The following is an 18,792-nucleotide window of genomic DNA, read 5'->3' on the forward strand; positions in this document are numbered from 1 at the left end:
AGCCGCTCCGCCCTATTGCACGCCAAACGCCGCTGCGGTTGCATCGAGGCCCTGTTTCATCTTGTCGACCATCTCGTCCACTTCGGAACGGCTGATCACCAGCGGCGGGCTGAGAACCATCGCCTGACCCACCGCGCGAGCGATCAGCCCATGATCCCACAAGGTCTCGCGACAGAAGATAGCCGCCGGCTCGACAGCGGCAAATTGCTTCTTGCTGTCCTTGTCGCGCATCAGCTGGAGCGCAGCGACCAGCCCAACCCCGCGCACCTCGCCGACGAGCGGATGCCCATCGGCCATCTGGCGCAGCGAGTCGTGGAGATAGGGCCCGATATCATCGCGAACCCGCTCGACCAGCCCTTCGCGGGCGATGATGTCGATATTGGCGCTGGCGACAGCGCAGGCGACCGGATGGCCCGAATAGGTGTAACCATGGGCGAGCAGGCCGCCTTCGTTGATCACGTCGAAGACGCGCTTGCCGACAGCCACCGCCGCGATCGGCACATAGCCCGACGACAGGCCCTTCGCCATCGGCATCAGGTCGGGCTGGATATCGTAGAGTTGCGAGCCGAACCATTCGCCGGTGCGCCCGAAGCCGCAGATCACCTCGTCGGCGACAAGCAGGACGTCGTACTTGCGGCAGATGCGCTGAATCTCGGGCCAATAGGTCGATGGCGGATCAATGACACCGCCCGCGCCCTGCACAGGCTCTGCAATGAAGGCCGCCACATTGTCGGCGCCGAGCGCCAGAATCTTGTCTTCGAGCGCGCGCGCGGCCTTCAACCCGAACGCCTCGGGCGTCAGGTCGCCGCCGTGCAGATAATGGTGCGGATGGATGATATGCTCGAAACCGGGAAGGATTTCGGGCGCCATGCCGTGCATGTGCGACATGCCCCCGAGACTGACCGCGCAAAGCGTGCTGCCATGATAGCCAAGCTCACGACCGATGAAGGTCTGTTTGGTGGGCTGGCCGCGCAACATCCAGTAACGCCGCACCACGCGCACCACCGTGTCATTCGCTTCCGAACCCGAATTGGCGAACAGGATATGGTCGAGTCCTTCGGGCGTCAGTTCGGCAATCTTGTGCGCCAGTTCGATCATCTGCGGCGTCGAAGTGCCGAAATGATTGTTGTAAAAGGCCAGCTCGGTCATCTGGCGCGCCGCGACGTCGGCAAGCTCCTGTCGGCCATAGCCGACCGCGACGCACCACAGCCCGGCCATGCCGTCGAGCGCCCGGTTGCCGTCATTGTCCCAGACATAGCAGCCTTCGCCGCGCTTGATGATGCGCGATCCCTTCTCCGCCAGCGCCTTGGGATCGGCGAAGGAATGGATATGATGGGCGGCGTCGATTGCCTGAAGAGTGGCGGTATCGCCAAAGTTGCGGAGCATGGTTCTGGATTTCCTTTTGAATTGATCGGCTCTGCTTCAGCACGACCCTGATGGTCCGGATCATCGCGATCACGCGGTCGCGAGCCAGACGACAAAGCCACCATAGGTGGTGCTTTGACCGCACCATCGACCGCGGGAATCAGGGTTTGGGATCGGCGGGCAAGGTGATCTGGAACAGGCGGCAATATTGCCCGATCATCGCGCCATCGTCGGCCTTGACGACCACCGCCTCGCGGCGTTCGAAGGCGCGCATCGCCAGCGCGACCAGCGCCTGTTCGCTGTCGGGGAAGATCAAACCGGGGAGCGCACGGCATTTGGGCGGCAGCCATGCGTCATCGGCGACGCCGATCCAGAAAATGTTGCGATATTCGGGATGATCGGGATCGCGTGTGACCGCGCTGACTCCGACAATGCGGGTCTTGGTCCAATATTGCGCCGCCTGCGCCGCCTCCGTTTGCGAAAACAGTGCGACGATGAGCGCGATGATGCATAGGGCGGGCATCATCGCGCGCTCCCCACAGGGCCGATGTTCTGCCCCACAATCGGCGAACCCGCGAGCGGGCGATATTCGGCGTCAATCCTAGGATCGCTGCGAACAATGCCCTCGCCCAGCGTCACGCCCGTCGCGCTGGCGTCGGCTTCATTGCCGTGCAGCACGACGTGCGAGGCGATGATCCGGCTCCGCCCGGTGGCGTTCAACGCAATCGGCTTGCTGTCGATCACCAGCGAGAGCGTCAGATGGATCGTCGCGTCATCTTCGGCATAAATCGCATCATCGACACTCCGGTCGACCGCGATGTGCGACAGGTGCGCGACGCTGTCGTTGTAGGCGGCGAGCGCCGCGGATTCATTGTTGCGGAATATCGCGCCATCGATCCGCATATAAGCGCCTTCATAGAGCCAGCTCCCGACATGCCCGTCGAGCACCGAAATGCCCGTCACGTCGAGCATGGTGTTGCCGCGACCGGTGAGACCCATTTTCTGGAACTGGCGAATGGTGACGTTAGCAATCCGGACCCGACTGTCGAATGCGAAGATGCCATGGCCTTCGTACAAATCATCTTCCTTGATGTCATAGCGGAAACCCGTGAGATCGAGGCCGTTGATCGTCACATCGGCGTTCTTCACGCCGATCCCGGTTACCGGCAGTCCAATACTGCCATCGAGTATCGCGCCCGGTTCGCCCTGCAGCGTGATCTTTTTCCCTTCGATAGCCACAAAAGCCCGGATCACAATCTCTTTGGATGGCAGGTCGCGATAGGCACGCGGATGATAGGTGCCGGCGCGGATCAAGATGGTGTCGCCATCCTTTGCCTGGTCCACCGCCGCCTGGATGGCGCGATCGCCCTTGAACGCACAATCCCGGGCAGTCGCCTTTTCCGGGCACACGATGATGGTCGCCGCCTGCGTTGAAAGGGGGAACAGCGCGAGCGCGAAAAGTCCGACGCGGATCATTTCGGCGCCACCACGAGAATCTGGAAAGTGCCGGGAACCTGCTGTTCCTCGCCCTTTGCGTCGGTGGTCGATTGCGCGGCAGCGAGATAGACGCGGCCCGTGGCGGGATCGAGCGCCGCGGTGCGTGCGCCGGGCGCGGTTTTCACGGTTTCGATACCATGAGGCTTTGCCGCCTCATCCAGACCGAAGATCGTCAATGTGCCGTCCTTGCTGGGGATATAGGCCAGCCGCCTGTCGACATCGAAAATGGCGCCATCGCTATTCTCGCCCACCGGTACGCTGCCGCGATCGGCGCCGGTCTTCACGTCGATCAGCTTGACCATGCGGTTGTGGCAAGCCGAAATCAGCGTGCCGCTGGCGGGGGCGAGCGCGATGCCGGTCGGCTCTTCACAACCGGGCAGCTTGTAGCGACCCACGACCGCGCGCCGGGCGACGTCGATCACTGCAATCTCGGCCGTATCCTCGATATTGACGAACATGCGGCCGGCGCCGTCCGAAACGGCGGATTCGGGCTTGCCGCCCATTGCGATCGTCGCCACCGCCTTTTGGGCAACAGGATCGATGACGGTCACATCGTTGCTCGTGGCGTTCATCACAAAGACGAGCCCGCTCGATCGATCAAAGGCGGCCGCGTCGGGGTTCTTGCCCGTTGCGATTTCGCCCTGGCGCTGGCCGGTAGCGCGATCGAAGATCACCGCCTTGTCTTCGCCATAGACGGTGCTCAGCATCCATTCCGTATTCGGCAGGACAAGCACGCCCGAAACGTCATTCGCCTCGATGAGTCGTTCGGTGATCGCACCGCTGTCTAGCGCGACGGCCATCACACCATATTCGCGCGCAACGAACAGTTTTTTCGCGGCACTATCGACCGATAGATAGTCATAGCCGCCGTCTGGTCCGGCAATACGCTCGATGACGCTATGCCCGCCGGACCCGGCCGCCGCTGGCGCGTCCGGACTGCAGCCACCAAGCAGAAGCGCGACTGGCGCCGACGTAAGTAACAGATGCTTGAGCACTCAACTCTCCTTGGTCGAATTTCAGGGCGATGGCGCACAGGGTGCGGCCGCCGACAGGCGCCTCGAGCGGGCGTGGCGCCGTTATGGCGGATGCCGCCTGACGCCCGGGGTGCGAAGGTCGAGACCCCCGGTGTTCGCGAGGCACCGGCCGCGCCGAAACGCAAAAACGCCGCTCTTTCGAGCAGCGTTCGGGTCGCCGATATTGGCGAAAGCGGCCATCGGCCACCAATGCATGCCCGTATAGGTGGCGCCCCTTGGCGGGCCGCCACCCTCCCGGAGATCAGAAATTGACCAGCATGTTGAGGCGAAACCGGTCGAGCCAGTCGGTCGGGCTATTGCCGCCCGCGTAGAACGGATCCTTCGGACGATAGCGATAATAGGTCGCATTCAGGATCAGATTATCGATCGGCACAAAGTCGACCGACAATGAGTGCTGCCGATAGTTGGTCGCGATATTTGTGTTGTCCTGACTGAATGCCGCGAACACCGCATCGACCCCAGCTTGTGCATAGCCATAGCCGAAGCGCAAATCACCCTTCTTCGACGCGCGGCCGACAAGGAAATCGACGCCAAAGCCGCTATCATCGGGCGTCGTCGCGCCAAAATTGTGAACATAATCGCCGACGAGACGCACCGGCCAAGCATTGCCAAGGCCGTTATACTGAACCGCCGCAATCACATCGAGAAGGTCGAAGTCCGACAGATAGCGTCCGGCCACAAAGCGGTTCGAACGGAAATCGCCAGCATCGCCGCCAGCGGTACTGCCAAGCTGATAGTCATAATAGCCCGCCGCGAGTTCGAATTTCAGCGACGCCGAAGGTGAGGTTTCAAGCGCGATCTGACCACCGACCATGTCGCTATTCTTGCCCGCAACCGACTCGTCGATCAGGAAATAGAGCCCGTTCGCCTTTACCGAAACACCGCCGCCAAGGTCGAACCTGTACGACGCGCTCACGCCCTGCGGGCTGACATCGCCGTCCCACACCAGCTCGGTCCGCACGAAAGGCTGTGGAATTTTTCCCCCGTAGAGCGTGAGATTGCCGAGCGCGAACTTGGCGTAAACCTGATCGAGGCTGACATCGAGATCGTCGTCGAAATTCGACAAGGTGATATCGGTGCTGTTCGGATCGTCAGCATCGCCCGTCGAAAGCTGACCGCCAACGCTCAGCCATTTGTTGACCGCATAAGCCGCACGAAGGCGCGCCCGCAGCACGCCGCGATCGCGGTTGCGTGTGTCCTGGTCGCCGAAATTCGATTCGTAGCGCAGCCGAAAATCGCCATTGATCGTGAGCTTCGAGGGCACCGACGCCGGCGGTGTTCCGGGCGCGGATCCGCCAGCAGCGTTCACGGGCGCCGCAGCCGACGCATAGGCCGCAGGTTCAGGCGAACGCATGATGAAAGATCCTCCGTCTTGCCGGGCGGGCTGAAGCAGCACCGTCGTCGCCACCGGCTGCGCGCGGATCTGTGCGGTCGACATCGCCGGCGTTGCACCAAGCTGCGCCTTCAAGCCGGCTATCTCGGCCTCCGATCTCGCCTGCGCGGCGCGCAAAGCTTCGATTTCGGCCTTCATCACGGCGAAATCTTCGGCCGTCTGCGCCATGGCCGGCGTCGGCGCGATGGCTGCTATAACGGCGAGCGCCGACACCGCGCCAAAGCGACGAAAATTGCGAACCCTGTTGCCCATAGTCTATCCTTCTTCTCGCCCGAAAAGGTCGCCCGGTCGGGCGGCTCTCTGCCGCGCCATTGCTGTTGCCGCTCTCATGGAGAGACGCGACGCGCACCGATGCCGCCACGGCCCCCAACCCAAAGCGTTGTTCGCCTCTGGCCGGTCCCGGCCTCGGCCCGTGTCCGTGACACTCACCTGCCTGCTGGATGCTGACACAAGCCTGCCGTGACTTGTCAGAATCTTGTCAGATTGGCCGGGTCAGCTGGCGCAACCCGCTGCCGCAAAGCAGACTTCGGCTATCTCATGCCTTTCGTTTGTCCACTCGCAATATGTTCCGACGTCATGCGGCAAGAGCTGTAGCTGCGGTCTGATCTCGCCAGATTCCATCCGAAGAGCGGTTCGATAGCAAGTGATTCGGGATGTTTGTTTTTCCTGCGGAATCCGCCTCCGCAGGCATCGCCCTGATTGCGGCAGAGCCGCTCCAGTATCCGCGTATGCCGGGTTTCAATCAGATCGCTATTCCCTGGCCCTGACCAAGCCATCGATGCATTCGGGGAGTCATCGAGACGCGCGCGGCAACGAAAAGTATTGGGCGGGCGACGCAACGTCTCGGCCCACCTGACAAGCGTCGTGCGCAGGTCGGACCGAGCAATCGCGTAACTGGACCGAACAGGCCTATGAGCGCGGCAGCCTTGCCGAGCTTCCGCCTAAAGAAGAAGCGTCATGAACCGGCCCCTGATCCTGTCAGCCTGTTTTGTCGCGCTCGGTCGCCGGTCGTCGCGCAGTCCCGCGCGCGTTTGCAGTGATGGCCCGCGACGCCCATTTCCCCGCCGGCAGTGCCGGCGGGGTGAGCCGAATCAGCCGTTCAGGCGGTCCTTGACGGCCTTGGCGGCTCCGAAGGTCAGCTTCTTCGAGGCGGCAATCTGGATCGTCGCACCGGTCGAGGGATTGCGGCCTTCGCGCGCCGCCGATTCCTTGACCTTGAACTTGCCGAAGCCGTTGACCGACACTTCGTCGCCCTTGGCGGCAGCATCGGAAATCGCGGCGAAGACGGCGTCGACGGCCTTCTTGGCGTCGGCCTTGCTCACGTCGAGCGCGGCAGCGACGGCGTCCGAAAGTTCGGCATGGTTCATCTAAAATCTCCTGATACGCCCGGACTCATCCCGGACGGGAAGCCGCTATAGAGCAGTACTTATGCGCAGCGCTATGCCATTCGCCCCATAATTGGCTGCTAATCGAGCAGAAAAAGCCGAAGAACCGCTCTTCACTCTCGTGGCGCCCTTACCCAGGCAACGAGAACCGCACAATCGTGGCCTAGTCTCGCCAGATGCGTTCTTTCAACCGGACCGTCACGGGAGTCGAAAGCTCCTCCGCGCTCTCGCCTGAAGCAAAACCAAATTCTCCATTCGCAATCGACCAGCCGGTGCCACTCCAATCGGCAAGCAAACGCGGATCGATCGTCATTCTGACCGCCTTTTCCGTTCCAGGAGCCAGTTCGACGCGCTGGAATCCAACCAGCCGCTGCACCGTCTTGCCGTTGCGCGAAACAAGGTAAAGCTGAACAACCGTCGCTCCCGGCCGGTCACCGGTATTGCGCACGGTCAGGCTGGCCGTGGTGCCGTCCGTTTTGAGCCCGCGCGTGGCGAACCTTGTGTAGGAAAGCCCATGTCCGAAGGGAAATAGCGCCTTGATCCCCCGCTGCGCATTCCAGCGATAGCCGACGTTCGAGCCTTCGTTCATTCGCACCGTGACATGCGTGTGTTCGGGCGAGCCATAGCTGGGGATCGCCGGACGCGGCAGCGTTTCCGTCGTGGCCGGAAAGCTGACGGGCAGCCGTCCCGACGGATTGACCTTGCCGGTCAGCACATCGGCGATCGCCGCAGCACCCTCCTGCCCCGGATACCAGGCCGCAACGACGGCCTTCACCCTGGCGAGCCACGGCATGGCAACCGGATTCCCCGTTTCGAGGACCACGATGGTGTTGGGATTGGCCGCCACCGTCGCCTCGATGATCGCATCCTGATTGCTCGGGAGCGACAGGTCTGGAGAATCGAAGCCTTCGGCCTCATATTTGCTCGCGAAGACGATCGCGACGTCGGAGCGTGCCGCCAAGGCCGCGGCGTCCTGCGGATAGAGTCCGGGATCGAAGCCGACATGCGCCTTGGGCAGAGCCTCCTTCAGCGCGGCCAGCGGAGCGCCCGCGAACCAGCGCTCGACCCGCCAGGCGCCGATCGAGCCCTCGCCGCCGCCGATAGGCACCGATGCCGCCCATCCGCGCGGTGGCAGACCCTGCGACGAACCGCCGCCCGAAAGAACACCAACATGGGCATTGCGGCCGATCACTGCGACTGATGCGACATTGGCGGCGAGCGGCAGGGCGTTGCCGTCATTCTTGAGCAACACGATGCCTTGCTGCGCGACCTGCCGCGCGATCTGTGCATGCGCGGCCATATCGACGGCCGGTGCGGGCGCCGCATCGACAAGGCCGTTCGCCCTCATCGAGCGCAAGATGCGCCGGACCATGCCAGACAGGCGTTCGCGCGGCAGGCTGCCGTCGGCGAGCTTCGCCTTCAGCGGCGCATCGAACCAGACCTGCTTGTCGAGCTGCTCGCCCGCCTGCTGGTCGAGCCCCTTGATCGCGAAATCGGCCCCCGACACCGCGCCCCAATCCGACATCACCCAGCCTTTGTAACGCCAGTCGCGCTTGAGCACCGTATTGATCAGATGATCATTCCCGCACGCCTTCTCGCCGTTGACGAGATTATAGGCGCACATGACCGACCCCGGCCGGCCGCGCTCGATCGCGATCTGGAACGCAAGCAGATCGCTTTCACGATGCGCGGCGTCATCGATCTCGGCATTCCAGGTGTGGCGGTTGGTTTCGTTCGAGTTGAGCGAGAAATGCTTCACCGTCGACACGACGCCTGCCGATTGCGCGCCCCGGACCGCCTCGGCGCCCATGATCCCCGACAGAAGCGGGTCTTCCGAAATATATTCGAAGTTACGCCCGCCCCGCGGATCGCGGACAAGGTTGATGCCGCCGCCGAGCAGGACGTTGAACCCCTTCGCGCGCGCTTCGCTGGCGACCAGATGCGCTCCCGCAAAGGCGAGTTCGGGGTTGAATGTCGCGCCGATCGCAAGACCTGCGGGCAATGCAGTGGCCGTGTCGCCCTTGCGAATTCCGAAGGGATTGGTGACGCCCAGGCTGGCATCGGTTGCGCGCTGCGATGGAATGCCAAGACGCGGCACGCCTGCGACATAGCCGGCTCCCGGGATCACATCCTTGGGCCATTTCGCCTGCAGTTCGGGATTGGCATAGGGGCCGAGCGGAATCGGCATGAAACCGTGGAGTATCGAGAAACGCTCGTCATCGGTCATTTGCGCTTCGGTTTTTGTCGCCCAGTCGTCGGCGGCCGCTTCGACACGCGTGGGCGCGGCTTTATCCTGAGCCGAAGCCGTCATCGTCATAGCTCCCAAAAACATCGCCAGCGCCGTCGTCGCATATAGGCCTCGCATCATCCCGCTCCCCTGCTTTTTGATTTGTTTCTGCCGGTCGGCGACCGGCTAATCCACCGGACGGCGGTCGAACATGTCCGAATAGCGGCACGTCAGCGCCGACGGCTGCGCCAGCTCCCCGGTGCCATATCGACCCCACTGATCGTCCCACAGCGCCTTCAATTCCTTGACCTTCGCCGGATATCGGGCGGCGAGATCGGTACTTTCAGCAAAGTCGCTTTCGAGGTCGAACAGCTCCCAGCGGTCATCGGCATAGGGCTGATCGCAATCGTGGATGGCGACCGCGCGCCAGCGCCCGCTGGTGATCGCCCGGTTGCCGCGCAGTTCGAAATACTGGACCTGTCGGCCCGGCGCCTTGCGGCTTCGTACCGACGGAAGGAAAGAGCGCCCCGCGACCGGGATTTGCGTCACCCCGTGGACGACCGGATCAAACCGCGTATCGGCCGCCTCAAGCAGGGTGGGCGCGATGTCGACGACATCGACGAATTGCCGCCGGATGGCACCCGGGTCGGTCACATGACGCGGCCAGTGAAAGATCATCGGCGTGCGGGTGCCGCCCGAATAGGGCCAGAGCTTGTATCGCCGCAGCGGCGTATCGCCGACCATCGCCCACGGCCGCGGATATTCGGCCTGCGTTTTGGCCGTTCCCAGTTCGTCGATCCGCGCGCGCTGCTCGGTGATGGGGATATTGTTCGCGCGATAGAGGCCATCGAAAAAGCCCGCCTGCCCCGCCTCGGATGCCGCGCCATTGTCGGAGATCAGGACAACAATGGTGTTCTCGAACAGCCCCTTTTCCCGGAGCGTGTCGAGCAATCGGCCGATCTGCTCGTCACAATGTTCAATAAAGCCCGCGTACACCGCCATATAGCGGGCGAAGACGGCCTTTTCGTCGTCGGACAGATCATCCCACGCCCGGTCGCGCGCCTCGCGCGGCGGCATCCGGGTATTCGCGGGAATCAGCCCCATCCGCTTCATGCGGGTAAAGCGCTCCTCGCGGATTGCGTCCCAGCCCTTTTCATAGATGGCGTCATAGGGCACCGAATATTTGCGCGCGACCTGGATCGGCGAATGCGCCGTGCCAAAGCCGAGGTTCATGAAAAAGGGCTTGTCGCCCTTCGCCGCCACATGGTCTTCGATCAAGCTGATCGCCTTGTCGGCCAGGTCCGACGAAAGATGATAATCCGCCGGAAACTCGCGCTTGAGATAGAGATTATTCTCGACCAGTTCGGGGCGATATTGATCGGTCCAGCCCCGCGGAAAACCATAGAAATAGTCGAAGCCGCGCTGGAGCGGCCAGTTGTCGCGGCCGGCGTTCGGGCCCAATTCGTCCATCGGGATCATATGCCATTTGCCGACCGCCCAGGTGGCATATCCCTGTTTTTGCAGCACCTGCGCCATATTCTGTGCGTTGCCCGGCACGCGGAACAGGCGCGCCATCCGGGGATCCTTGGACAGCACGGCCGCGACATCGGGCACGTCGGGCATATTGATCGTGTGGCTGTTGCGCCCCGTGAGCATCGACGCGCGGGTCGAGGCGCAAACCGACTTGGTATCGAAATGCACATAGCGCAGCCCAGCCGTTGCGAGACTATCCATCGCCGGCGTGCGGATCTCGGCGCCGAAGCAACCGAGGTCGGAATAGCCCACGTCATCGAGGACGATGGTGATGATATTGGGCCGCGGCCCGCCGCGCCCCACCGACCGGGCGGCCGCCGCGCTGTAGAGCGTCGTGGTGGCGAGAAGCGTGGCGACGAAGCCGCGACGGGAAATCTGCATGGGTGAGGCGCTCCATATGGCCGCGGGGGTCACCAATCGGCCGGCGCCCCCCGCTGCGATAACAACTCAGAAGCGGACCGCGCCTTCGACCCCGAAGGTGCGGAAGGCGTCGGGCGTCAGAAGCTGGGTGTAGCCCGCGCCGGTGGGCGATGTGTCGAGCAGGCCGGTGCCGATGAAGCTGGCGAAATGCTTGTTCGTCAGATTCTTGCCAAACACCGAGAGGCGATACCGACCATCCTGCGTTTCGAGCGAAACGCGTCCATTGAGCAGACCATAGCCCGGCTGGGCGGTCTTCGGGTCGCGGTAGCTGAAGAGCACCTGCGAGCGATAGGTGAAGGCCAGATTGGCGCTGCCACGCAGCGTGTTGCCGATGTCGGCGCCATAGTTGGCGTTGATCGAATAGGCCCATTTCGGCGCGTTGGTCAGCGCCTCGCCGGTCACATCCTGCCGGTTGCCGGTCAGGCAGCCCTGCGCCGCCGTCTGCCCCGCAAAGCAGCTGAGGACCAGTCCGCGCACCTCGGTATCGGTATAGGCCAGATTGCCGGTCAGCGTCAGGCCATCGACCGGCCGCAGGATCGCTTCAACCTCGGCGCCTTGCGTGATCAGCTTGCCGGCATTGGTAAGCTGGAACGATGTGAGCACCGCGCTGTAGGTCTGCGCCTGGAAATCGGTGAAGGTTTCGTAGAAGCCGGTGACGTTGAGCGTCAGCATCCGGTCGAATAAGGTCGTGCGGACACCCGCTTCCCAGTTTTGCGCGATTTCGGGTTTGAGCACCGCTAGCCCCGAATTGACCGTCGGCGCCGTCAGATTGTTCAACAGATTGAGCGCCGGCCCCTTATATCCGCGGGTGTAGGTGAAATAGGCCATGATGTCGGGCGAGAACTGATATTGTGCGCCGAGCTTGTAGCTGAAATCGGTGTCGGTGGCCTTCAGCGTCGGCGAGACATAGGCCGGCCCGCCAAGGCTCGGCATCGCCGCGAGGGCACCCGGCAGGATCGTCCGGTTGAAATGCGCCACGGACTGGTCCGACGTCAGGCGAAAACCGCCGATCAGCGACAGTTTCTCGGTGGGGTGTGCCGTCAACTGGCCGAACGCGGCGACATTCTTGGTCGTGATGTCGCGGTCGACCTGGTTGCCCAGATATTGGCCCGCGGGCAGGTTGGTGACCAGATTGCCCTTGACCTGTGTGCGGCTGACGACGTCCTGCCAGAAATAGAACAGGCCGACGACATATTCGACCGGCTCGCCCGCCGGCGAGGTCAGGCGCAATTCCTGCGTGAACTGCTGCTGCTTCTGACGGGCGTTGTTGACGCTGGCGACGGGCAACGACACGCCGTCAGCGTCATTGTTGTCGAATACCCGGAATTCACGGTAGGCCGAGATCGATGTAATCGTCTGTCCGCCGAGTTCGGTGTTGACCTCGACCGATGCGCCGCCGGTTTTCTGCCGGTTGAACGACAGTCCGTCGATCGTCACTTCGCGGTTCAGCGGCCCGAGTTGCTGCGCCGACAGCAACGCCGCGCGCGTCTGGCCATTGTAGTAAGTCGTCGTTGGCAGGACCGATCGCACGGTCGAGACGCAGCAGTCGCGGTTGCTCTCGCCATAGTCGCCGATCACATAGATCGAGGTGACATCACTCGGTTCGAAGAGGAACTTGCCGCGGACACCCCAGCTGTCGGCGTTGTTGAGTTTCTTGCCGTTGAAGGTGTTGGTGATGATGCCGTCCGCGGTCGACCGGAATCCCGACAGGCGAAGCGCAGCGCGCCCCTCATCGAGCACAAGCGACCCCGTGCCTTTCAGCCGGACGTCGTTGAAGGTGCCATAGCTCGCCGACGCTTCGAGGCTCGAGTCATACAGGCTCGGCTTTTCGGTGACGACGTTCAGCGCGCCGGCCGACGAATTCTTGCCGAACAGCGTTCCCTGCGGGCCGCGGAGCACTTCGATGCGCTGGATATCGTTGAAGTCGAAAAAGGACGCCGCCGAACGGCCGATGACGACCCCGTCGATCACAGTCGATACCGACGGCTCGACACCATCCGAGAAATTGAGCGTGCCGATGCCGCGGATCGAAAGCCCCTGCCCGCGCGTGTTGGCGCTATTGGTGAAGCCGATCGAGGGCGAGACCTGCGCCAGTTGTTCGAGGCCGTTGACCCGATTGTCCGACAGCGCGGAGGCCGAGAGGACCGATATCGAAACCGGCACCTTCTGCAAATTCTGTTCGCGCTTCTGCGCCGTCACGATGATTTCGTCGCCCCCGGCGTCGTCAGCGGAAACGGCCAACTCGTCCTGTGCCTGAACGACGGCCGGCACCGACATCGCGATGGCAGCGGTACACAGCCAAAGCGCTTTGCGACGATAATTCATTCTGATCCTCCCCCGGATATTTCGACGATCGTCTCGCGCATCGGCACTGGAATTCGAACCCTGGTTGCGATTCGAGACAACGTTGTCTCGATCACCTAACGAAGCACAGGGCGGGCGTCAACATTGAGCAATAATGTTCGAGGATGGTTCGCCTAGGAGCGAGGCGCAGCGGCGAGCGACTGCCGTATCGTCAATTCATAGGGAACGGTGATCAGCTGCGGCCAGTCCCCGCCCGCCTGTCCGCCTTGCGCGATGAGTTTCTGGCCGGCGATGCGGGCGATCTCGATCGTCGGCTGGCTGACGGTGGTGATGCGCGGCCAGGTATGTTCTGCGATCGCGAGCCCGCCGAAACCCACCAGCGACAGTTGGCCGGGCACATCGATGCCGGCGTCGATCGCCGCGGCCAGAACGCCCGCCGCCATTTCGTCATTCGCAGCGAAAATGGCGGTGGGACGATCATCCAGCGCAATGAGTTCCCGCCCCTTCTCCAGTCCCGATGTGAACAGGAAATTGCCCTGACGCACTTCGACATGCGCGCCGGGCACCTTCGACACGGCGTCGAGCAAGCCGGTCTTGCGGTCGCGCTGCGCGGCATGTTCGGAGGGCCCGTCGATAAACCCGATCCGGCGGTGGCCATGGGCCAGAATCGCTTCGCCCACCTCGCGCGCAGCGCTCCGGTTGTCGATGACCAGACAGAGCGCCCGATCGAGGTCCAGCCCCGGGTTGATGCGTGCGAAGGGCATGCCCCGGCTTTCAAGCAGATCGAGAACCCACCGGGTATCGCACAAGGACGGAACAAGGATGACGCCGTCGAGCCGGACAAGATCGAGAAACCGCTCCAGCGCCGCCGGCCCGTCCGCATCGTCCGGCGCGACACTCTCGATCACCAGATGATATTCGGCCGGATGGCACGCCTGCAACAGCCCCAGTATCACGTCTGCAGCGTAGCTTGGCAGGCGCCGGTCGGGTTCGGGCGAGCTGACGAACCGGGCCCGCGATCCAATGATCAGACCTAGCGAATGCGCCTTTCCCCCGCGCAGCAGACGCGCTGCGCGGTTGGGTTTATAGTCGAGTTCGCGCATCGCCTCTTCGACCTTGTGCCGAAACGCCTCCGCCACCGTTGGCGCTCCATTCAGCACGCGGGAAACGGTCTTGAACGATACGCCGGCGCGCTTCGCGATGTCGATGATCGTGACGGACCGCTTCAAAAACCCTCCCTAGGACGTACTTGTCGCATTAAACAGCCGACGATAGACGGCATACATCGCAAATCAAACCACCTTGGCCGTGTGCGGCATTGTGTAAAAAGACACCATGGGGGCATGTCAAATGTCGGTCCGGCAGGACACCAAAAGGGAAAAAGAATGATCACCGGCGCAGACGACGATGCGGGTTCTGACGAGCGCCCGCGCGGCATGTCCTTCATTCCGGGCGGCACATTCACCATGGGATCGGAAAATTTCTATCCCGAGGAAGCCCCACTCCGCAAAGTACGCGTTGCCCCTTTCTGGATAGACACTGCGCCCGTCACCAACCGTGACTTCCAGCGCTTTGTCGACGCAACCGGTCATGTTTCCGTCGCGGAAACCCCACCCGATCGGGCCGATTATCCCGACATGCTGCCCGGCATGGAACAACCCGGCTCGATCGTTTTCAAGAAAGCACCCGGGCCTGTCGACCTGGGTGATTCAAGCCAGTGGTGGCGCTTCGAGTTCGGCGCAGACTGGCGCCATCCGCTGGGCCCTTCGAGTTCGATCGAGGGCCGCGAAGCCCATCCAGTGGTCCATATCGCCTATGACGATGCCGAAGCATATGCAGCATGGGCCGGCAAAGCCCTCCCGACCGAAGCCGAATGGGAATATGCCGCGCGCGGAGGTCTCGATGGCGCAGACTATGCCTGGGGTGGTGAACTTGCACCGGGCGGCGCCATGCTCGCCAACTATTGGCAAGGCCTGTTCCCCTTCGCCAATCAATGTCTCGATGGATGGGAAGGAACATCGCCCGTAGACAGCTTCCCCGCCAACGGCTTCGGTTTGTGCGACATGATTGGCAACGTGTGGGAATGGACGCAGGACTGGTGGTCCGAACCGGCCTTGAGCGCAAAGAAGGGTAAAAAATCCTGCTGCGTGATCGACAATCCGCGTGGAGGACATGTGCAACGCAGCTATGATCCGGCCCATCCCGATATCCGTATCGGTCGCAAAGTACTCAAGGGCGGCTCCCATCTATGCGCCGCCAATTACTGCCAGCGCTATCGCCCGGCCGCCCGGCACCCCGAAACAATAGACAGTTCGACGAGCCACATCGGATTTCGATGTGTGAAGCGAGTCTCCGCATAGAGACACTCTTCACAATTCGAATGTGCTTTCGGTACGCCGGGACCGACCGGATCTTCCAGCCTCGGCCTTATCTCCGCAGTCAAGCAGAACTGGCCGTAGACGACTTGACGGCTCTTGGTTCGCATCAGAATCTGACGACTTGTCGATCTGCGTTCATGCCGAAAACCATGATATAAAGAATTCTTTATATCATGGTTGACAGACTCAGCTGCAGCGCTATTCTTCAGCCTGTCGAGGTTCTCCGCGTCCGCTACCCGGGCGTGGAGCTAAGACGGGAAGCCGGTTCAAAGCCGGCGCTGCCCCCGCAACTGTAAGCGGTGAGCGGCGGTCGATACGTGTCACTGGTCCGGCAAGGGACCGGGAAGGCCAGACCGCCGCGCTGATCCGTGAGCCAGGAGACCTGCCTCGTCAGATACGTCCTCCGGCGGGGTGTCCGGTCAGGCCGCATGCATGGCTGCGCCCGACCCTTGTTTGCGGGCGCGGAGTCCCGTGCGTACGCGTCTGCCCGGCGCCTTGCCCCTTGCAAGGTGTTTGAGAAATGACTGTCAGCGTCGCCACCCTCGGCTTCCCCCGCATCGGCCTCCGCCGCGAGCTCAAATTCGCGCTCGAAAGCTATTGGGCGGGCAAGACCAATCTCGCCGAACTGCAGACCGCGGCATCGGGCCTCCGCGCGCTGCACTGGACGCGCCAGAAAGCGCTCGGCGCCGACATCCTGCCGTCGAACGACTTCTCGCTCTACGACCATGTCCTCGACACCAGCGCCCTCATCGGCGCGATCCCGCCGCGCTACGACTGGAGCGGCGAGAGCGTCGACCCCGACCTCTATTTCGCGATGGCGCGCGGTGCCCAGGGACCGTCCGCCTGCGGCCACGCCCACGACACCACGGCGCAGGAAATGACCAAATGGTTCGACACCAACTATCATTTCATGGTCCCCGAACTCACCGCGGGTCAGACCTTCAAGATCGCCTCCACGAAAATCTTCGACGAGTTTGAGGAAGCGAAAGCCCTCGGTTACAACACCCGCCCGGTCCTCCTCGGCCCCGTCTCCTATCTGATGCTCGCCAAGGGCAAGGCGGTCGAACCGCTCGCGCTCCTGCCGCAGCTGCTCGACACCTACGCCGAAATCCTCGCCCGCCTCGCGAAACAAGGCGCCGAATGGGTCCAGATCGACGAGCCCTGCCTCGTCCTCGACCTCTCGGCCGAACAGCGCACCGCGTTCGAGCGCGCCTACGCCCGCCTCGCCACGCGCGGTCCCAAACTCATGCTCGCCACTTACTTCGGCGGCCTCGGCGACAATCTCGATCTCGTCGCCGACCTGCCCGTCCACGGCCTCCACCTCGACCTCGTCCGCGCACCGGGCCAGCTCGAACCCGCGCTCGCCCGGCTCCAGCCGCACGTCCTGCTCTCGCTCGGCGTCATCGACGGCCGCAACATCTGGCGCGCCAACCTCCCCGACCTCTATTGGCGCCTCAAGGAGCTCGCCGGCAAACGCGACCTCATCCTCGCGCCGTCCTGCTCCTTGCTCCACACCCCCGTCGACCTCGCGCTCGATTTCGGCCTCGACCCCGAAATCGCCCAGTGGCTGAGCTTCGCGGTGCAGAAGATCGAGGAACTCGCCGCGCTCGCCAAGGCGCTGAACGAAGGCGAGGACGCGAGCTTCGCCGCCTTCTCGTCCTCGCGCATCGCCGCAGTCGCGCGCCAGACCTCGCCGAAAATCCACGACCCCGCGGTTGCGCAGCGCCTCGCCGCGCTCGACGCGGCCGCCACCCACCGCGCCGCGCCTTTCGCAACCCGCCGCGACGCGCAGCAAAAACGCCTCGCCCTCCCCGCCTTCCCGACGACGACGATCGGCAGCTTCCCGCAGACCCCGGAGGTCCGCAAGGCGCGCGCCGCGCATATCAAGGGCGAGATCGACGACGCCGCATACGACCAGTATCTGCGCATCGAAACGCGCGCCGCGGTCAAATGGCAGGAGGAAATCGGCCTCGACGTCCTCGTCCACGGCGAGTTCGAGCGCAACGACATGGTGCAATATTTCGGCGAACAGCTCGCCGGCTTCGCCTTCACCCGCGCCGGCTGGGTGCAAAGCTATGGCTCGCGCTGCGTCCGTCCGCCGATCCTCTACGGCGACGTCTCGCGCCCCGCGCCGATGACCGTCGACTGGTGGCGCTATGCGCAGGACCAGACTGACCGGCCGATGAAGGGCATGCTCACCGGCCCCGTCACCATCCTCAACTGGTCCTTCGTCCGCGACGATCAGCCGCGCGAGACCAGCTGCCGCCAGATCGCGCTCGCGATCCGCGACGAGGTGCTCGATCTCGAGGCCGCCGGCGCCGCGATCATCCAGATCGACGAAGCCGCCTTGCGCGAAGGCCTCCCCCTTCGCCGCAACGAATGGCAGCATTACCTCGACTGGGCGGTCGAAAGCTTCCGTATCACCGCGTCGGGCGTCCGCGACGACACACAGATCCACACGCATATGTGCTATTCGGAGTTCAACGACATCATCCGCGCGATCGGCGCGATGGACGCCGACGTCATCTCGATCGAGACCGCGCGGTCGCAGATGGAGTTGCTCGACGCCTTCGCGACCTACGCCTATCCAAACGAAGTCGGCCCCGGCGTCTATGACATCCACAGCCCGCGCATCCCGGCGGAGCGCGAGATGACCGACCTGCTGACGCTCGCGGGCAAGCATCTGCCCCCACAGCAGATCTGGGTGAACCCCGACTGTGGCCTCAAGACGCGCAAATGGGACGAGGTCCGCCCCGCGCTGATCGCGATGGTTGCCGCCGCCAAAGCCATGCGCAACACCGCCCGTATCAAGGAGGCCTATAATGCAAACTGAAGAGAGTGTTCCCACCGGTCAGCCCGCCGTCCGCGTCACCGCGATGCCCGCCAACGCCAACGTCTATGGCGATATTTTCGGCGGCTGGCTGATGGCGCAGATGGACCTTGCGGCTTCCTCGGTGGCCTCGCGCCACGCGCGCGGCCGCGCGGTGACGATCTCGGTGGAAGGCATGACCTTCCACCGCCCCGTCTTCGTCGGCGACGAGGTGTCCGTCTTCGGGCGCCTCGTCAAAGTCGGCCGCACCTCGATGCACGTCGAAGTCGAAGCCTGGGCCCGCGACCGTCACTCCGACGAGGACAACAAGGTCACGCAGGCAGTGTTTATCTTTGTCGCAGTGGGGCCGGATCGGCGGCCGCGGGCGGTCCGGCCACTTACCAATCGGGCTTGAGATGAATCATCTGGACTTGGGCAGTCGCGAAC

Annotated in this window: 13 protein-coding genes and 1 riboswitch; of the genes, 3 read left to right on the forward strand and 10 right to left on the reverse strand. The window is 63.1% G+C overall.

What is annotated here, in order from left to right; genetic code table 11:
* Positions 1–12: 12 nt before the first annotated feature.
* The 10 genes from AC1RRJ_RS20915 to AC1RRJ_RS20960 form a co-directional block, all read right to left on the reverse strand.
* Positions 13–1,386 (reverse strand): aspartate aminotransferase family protein, encoded by a 1,374-nt coding sequence (locus AC1RRJ_RS20915; RefSeq protein ID WP_493126337.1) that lies wholly within the window; start codon positions 1,384–1,386, stop codon positions 13–15.
* Between the two features lie 139 nt (positions 1,387–1,525).
* Positions 1,526–1,891, reverse strand: a complete 366-nt coding sequence (locus AC1RRJ_RS20920) for a hypothetical protein (protein WP_493126339.1) — start codon at positions 1,889–1,891, stop codon at positions 1,526–1,528.
* Entirely contained in the window at positions 1,888–2,841 is a 954-nt protein-coding gene (locus tag AC1RRJ_RS20925; protein ID WP_493126341.1) for a right-handed parallel beta-helix repeat-containing protein, read from the reverse strand. Before AC1RRJ_RS20925 ends, AC1RRJ_RS20920 begins: the two co-directional genes overlap by 4 nt.
* Positions 2,838–3,857, reverse strand: coding sequence for a YncE family protein (locus tag AC1RRJ_RS20930; protein WP_493126343.1), 1,020 nt, complete (start codon positions 3,855–3,857; stop codon positions 2,838–2,840). The genes AC1RRJ_RS20925 and AC1RRJ_RS20930 overlap by 4 nt, the downstream gene beginning before the upstream one ends.
* A 280-nt stretch (positions 3,858–4,137) precedes the next feature.
* Positions 4,138–5,541: a putative porin gene (locus AC1RRJ_RS20935; protein WP_493126345.1), complete on the reverse strand. Its 1,404-nt coding sequence runs from the start codon at positions 5,539–5,541 to the stop codon at positions 4,138–4,140.
* Positions 5,542–6,380: 839 nt separating this feature from the next.
* Complete coding sequence (locus tag AC1RRJ_RS20940; RefSeq protein ID WP_493126347.1) at positions 6,381–6,656, reverse strand: HU family DNA-binding protein; 276 nt, start codon at positions 6,654–6,656, stop codon at positions 6,381–6,383.
* A gap of 181 nt (positions 6,657–6,837) precedes the next feature.
* Positions 6,838–8,985, reverse strand: a complete 2,148-nt coding sequence (locus tag AC1RRJ_RS20945; RefSeq protein ID WP_493126349.1) for a beta-glucosidase family protein — start codon at positions 8,983–8,985, stop codon at positions 6,838–6,840.
* A gap of 102 nt (positions 8,986–9,087) precedes the next feature.
* Entirely contained in the window at positions 9,088–10,815 is a 1,728-nt protein-coding gene (locus tag AC1RRJ_RS20950; RefSeq protein WP_493126351.1) for an arylsulfatase, read from the reverse strand.
* A 66-nt stretch (positions 10,816–10,881) separates the two neighbouring features.
* Positions 10,882–13,179: a TonB-dependent receptor gene (locus AC1RRJ_RS20955; RefSeq protein WP_493126353.1), complete on the reverse strand. Its 2,298-nt coding sequence runs from the start codon at positions 13,177–13,179 to the stop codon at positions 10,882–10,884.
* 152 nt (positions 13,180–13,331) lie between these two features.
* Positions 13,332–14,318 carry a LacI family DNA-binding transcriptional regulator gene (locus AC1RRJ_RS20960; protein ID WP_493126562.1) on the reverse strand — a complete coding sequence of 329 codons (987 nt, stop codon included), beginning with the start codon at positions 14,316–14,318 and terminating at the stop codon, positions 13,332–13,334.
* Between the two features lie 276 nt (positions 14,319–14,594).
* On the opposite strand from AC1RRJ_RS20960, the gene AC1RRJ_RS20965 reads away from it, so the two are divergent.
* From AC1RRJ_RS20965 to AC1RRJ_RS20975, 3 genes are all read left to right on the forward strand, one after another.
* Positions 14,595–15,518 (forward strand): formylglycine-generating enzyme family protein, encoded by a 924-nt coding sequence (locus AC1RRJ_RS20965; protein ID WP_493126564.1) that lies wholly within the window; start codon positions 14,595–14,597, stop codon positions 15,516–15,518.
* A gap of 217 nt (positions 15,519–15,735) precedes the next feature.
* Positions 15,736–15,940, forward strand: a riboswitch (cobalamin riboswitch).
* Between the two features lie 116 nt (positions 15,941–16,056).
* On the forward strand, positions 16,057–18,369 hold the full coding sequence (metE, locus tag AC1RRJ_RS20970) for a 5-methyltetrahydropteroyltriglutamate--homocysteine S-methyltransferase (protein ID WP_493126355.1): 2,313 nt from the start codon (positions 16,057–16,059) through the stop codon (positions 18,367–18,369).
* Positions 18,359–18,760 carry an acyl-CoA thioesterase gene (locus AC1RRJ_RS20975; RefSeq protein WP_493126357.1) on the forward strand — a complete coding sequence of 134 codons (402 nt, stop codon included), beginning with the start codon at positions 18,359–18,361 and terminating at the stop codon, positions 18,758–18,760. The genes metE and AC1RRJ_RS20975 overlap by 11 nt, the downstream gene beginning before the upstream one ends.
* Positions 18,761–18,792 lie beyond the last annotated feature (32 nt).

The sequence above is a fragment of the Sphingopyxis sp. GW821-FHT12C06 genome, assembly GCF_058807415.1.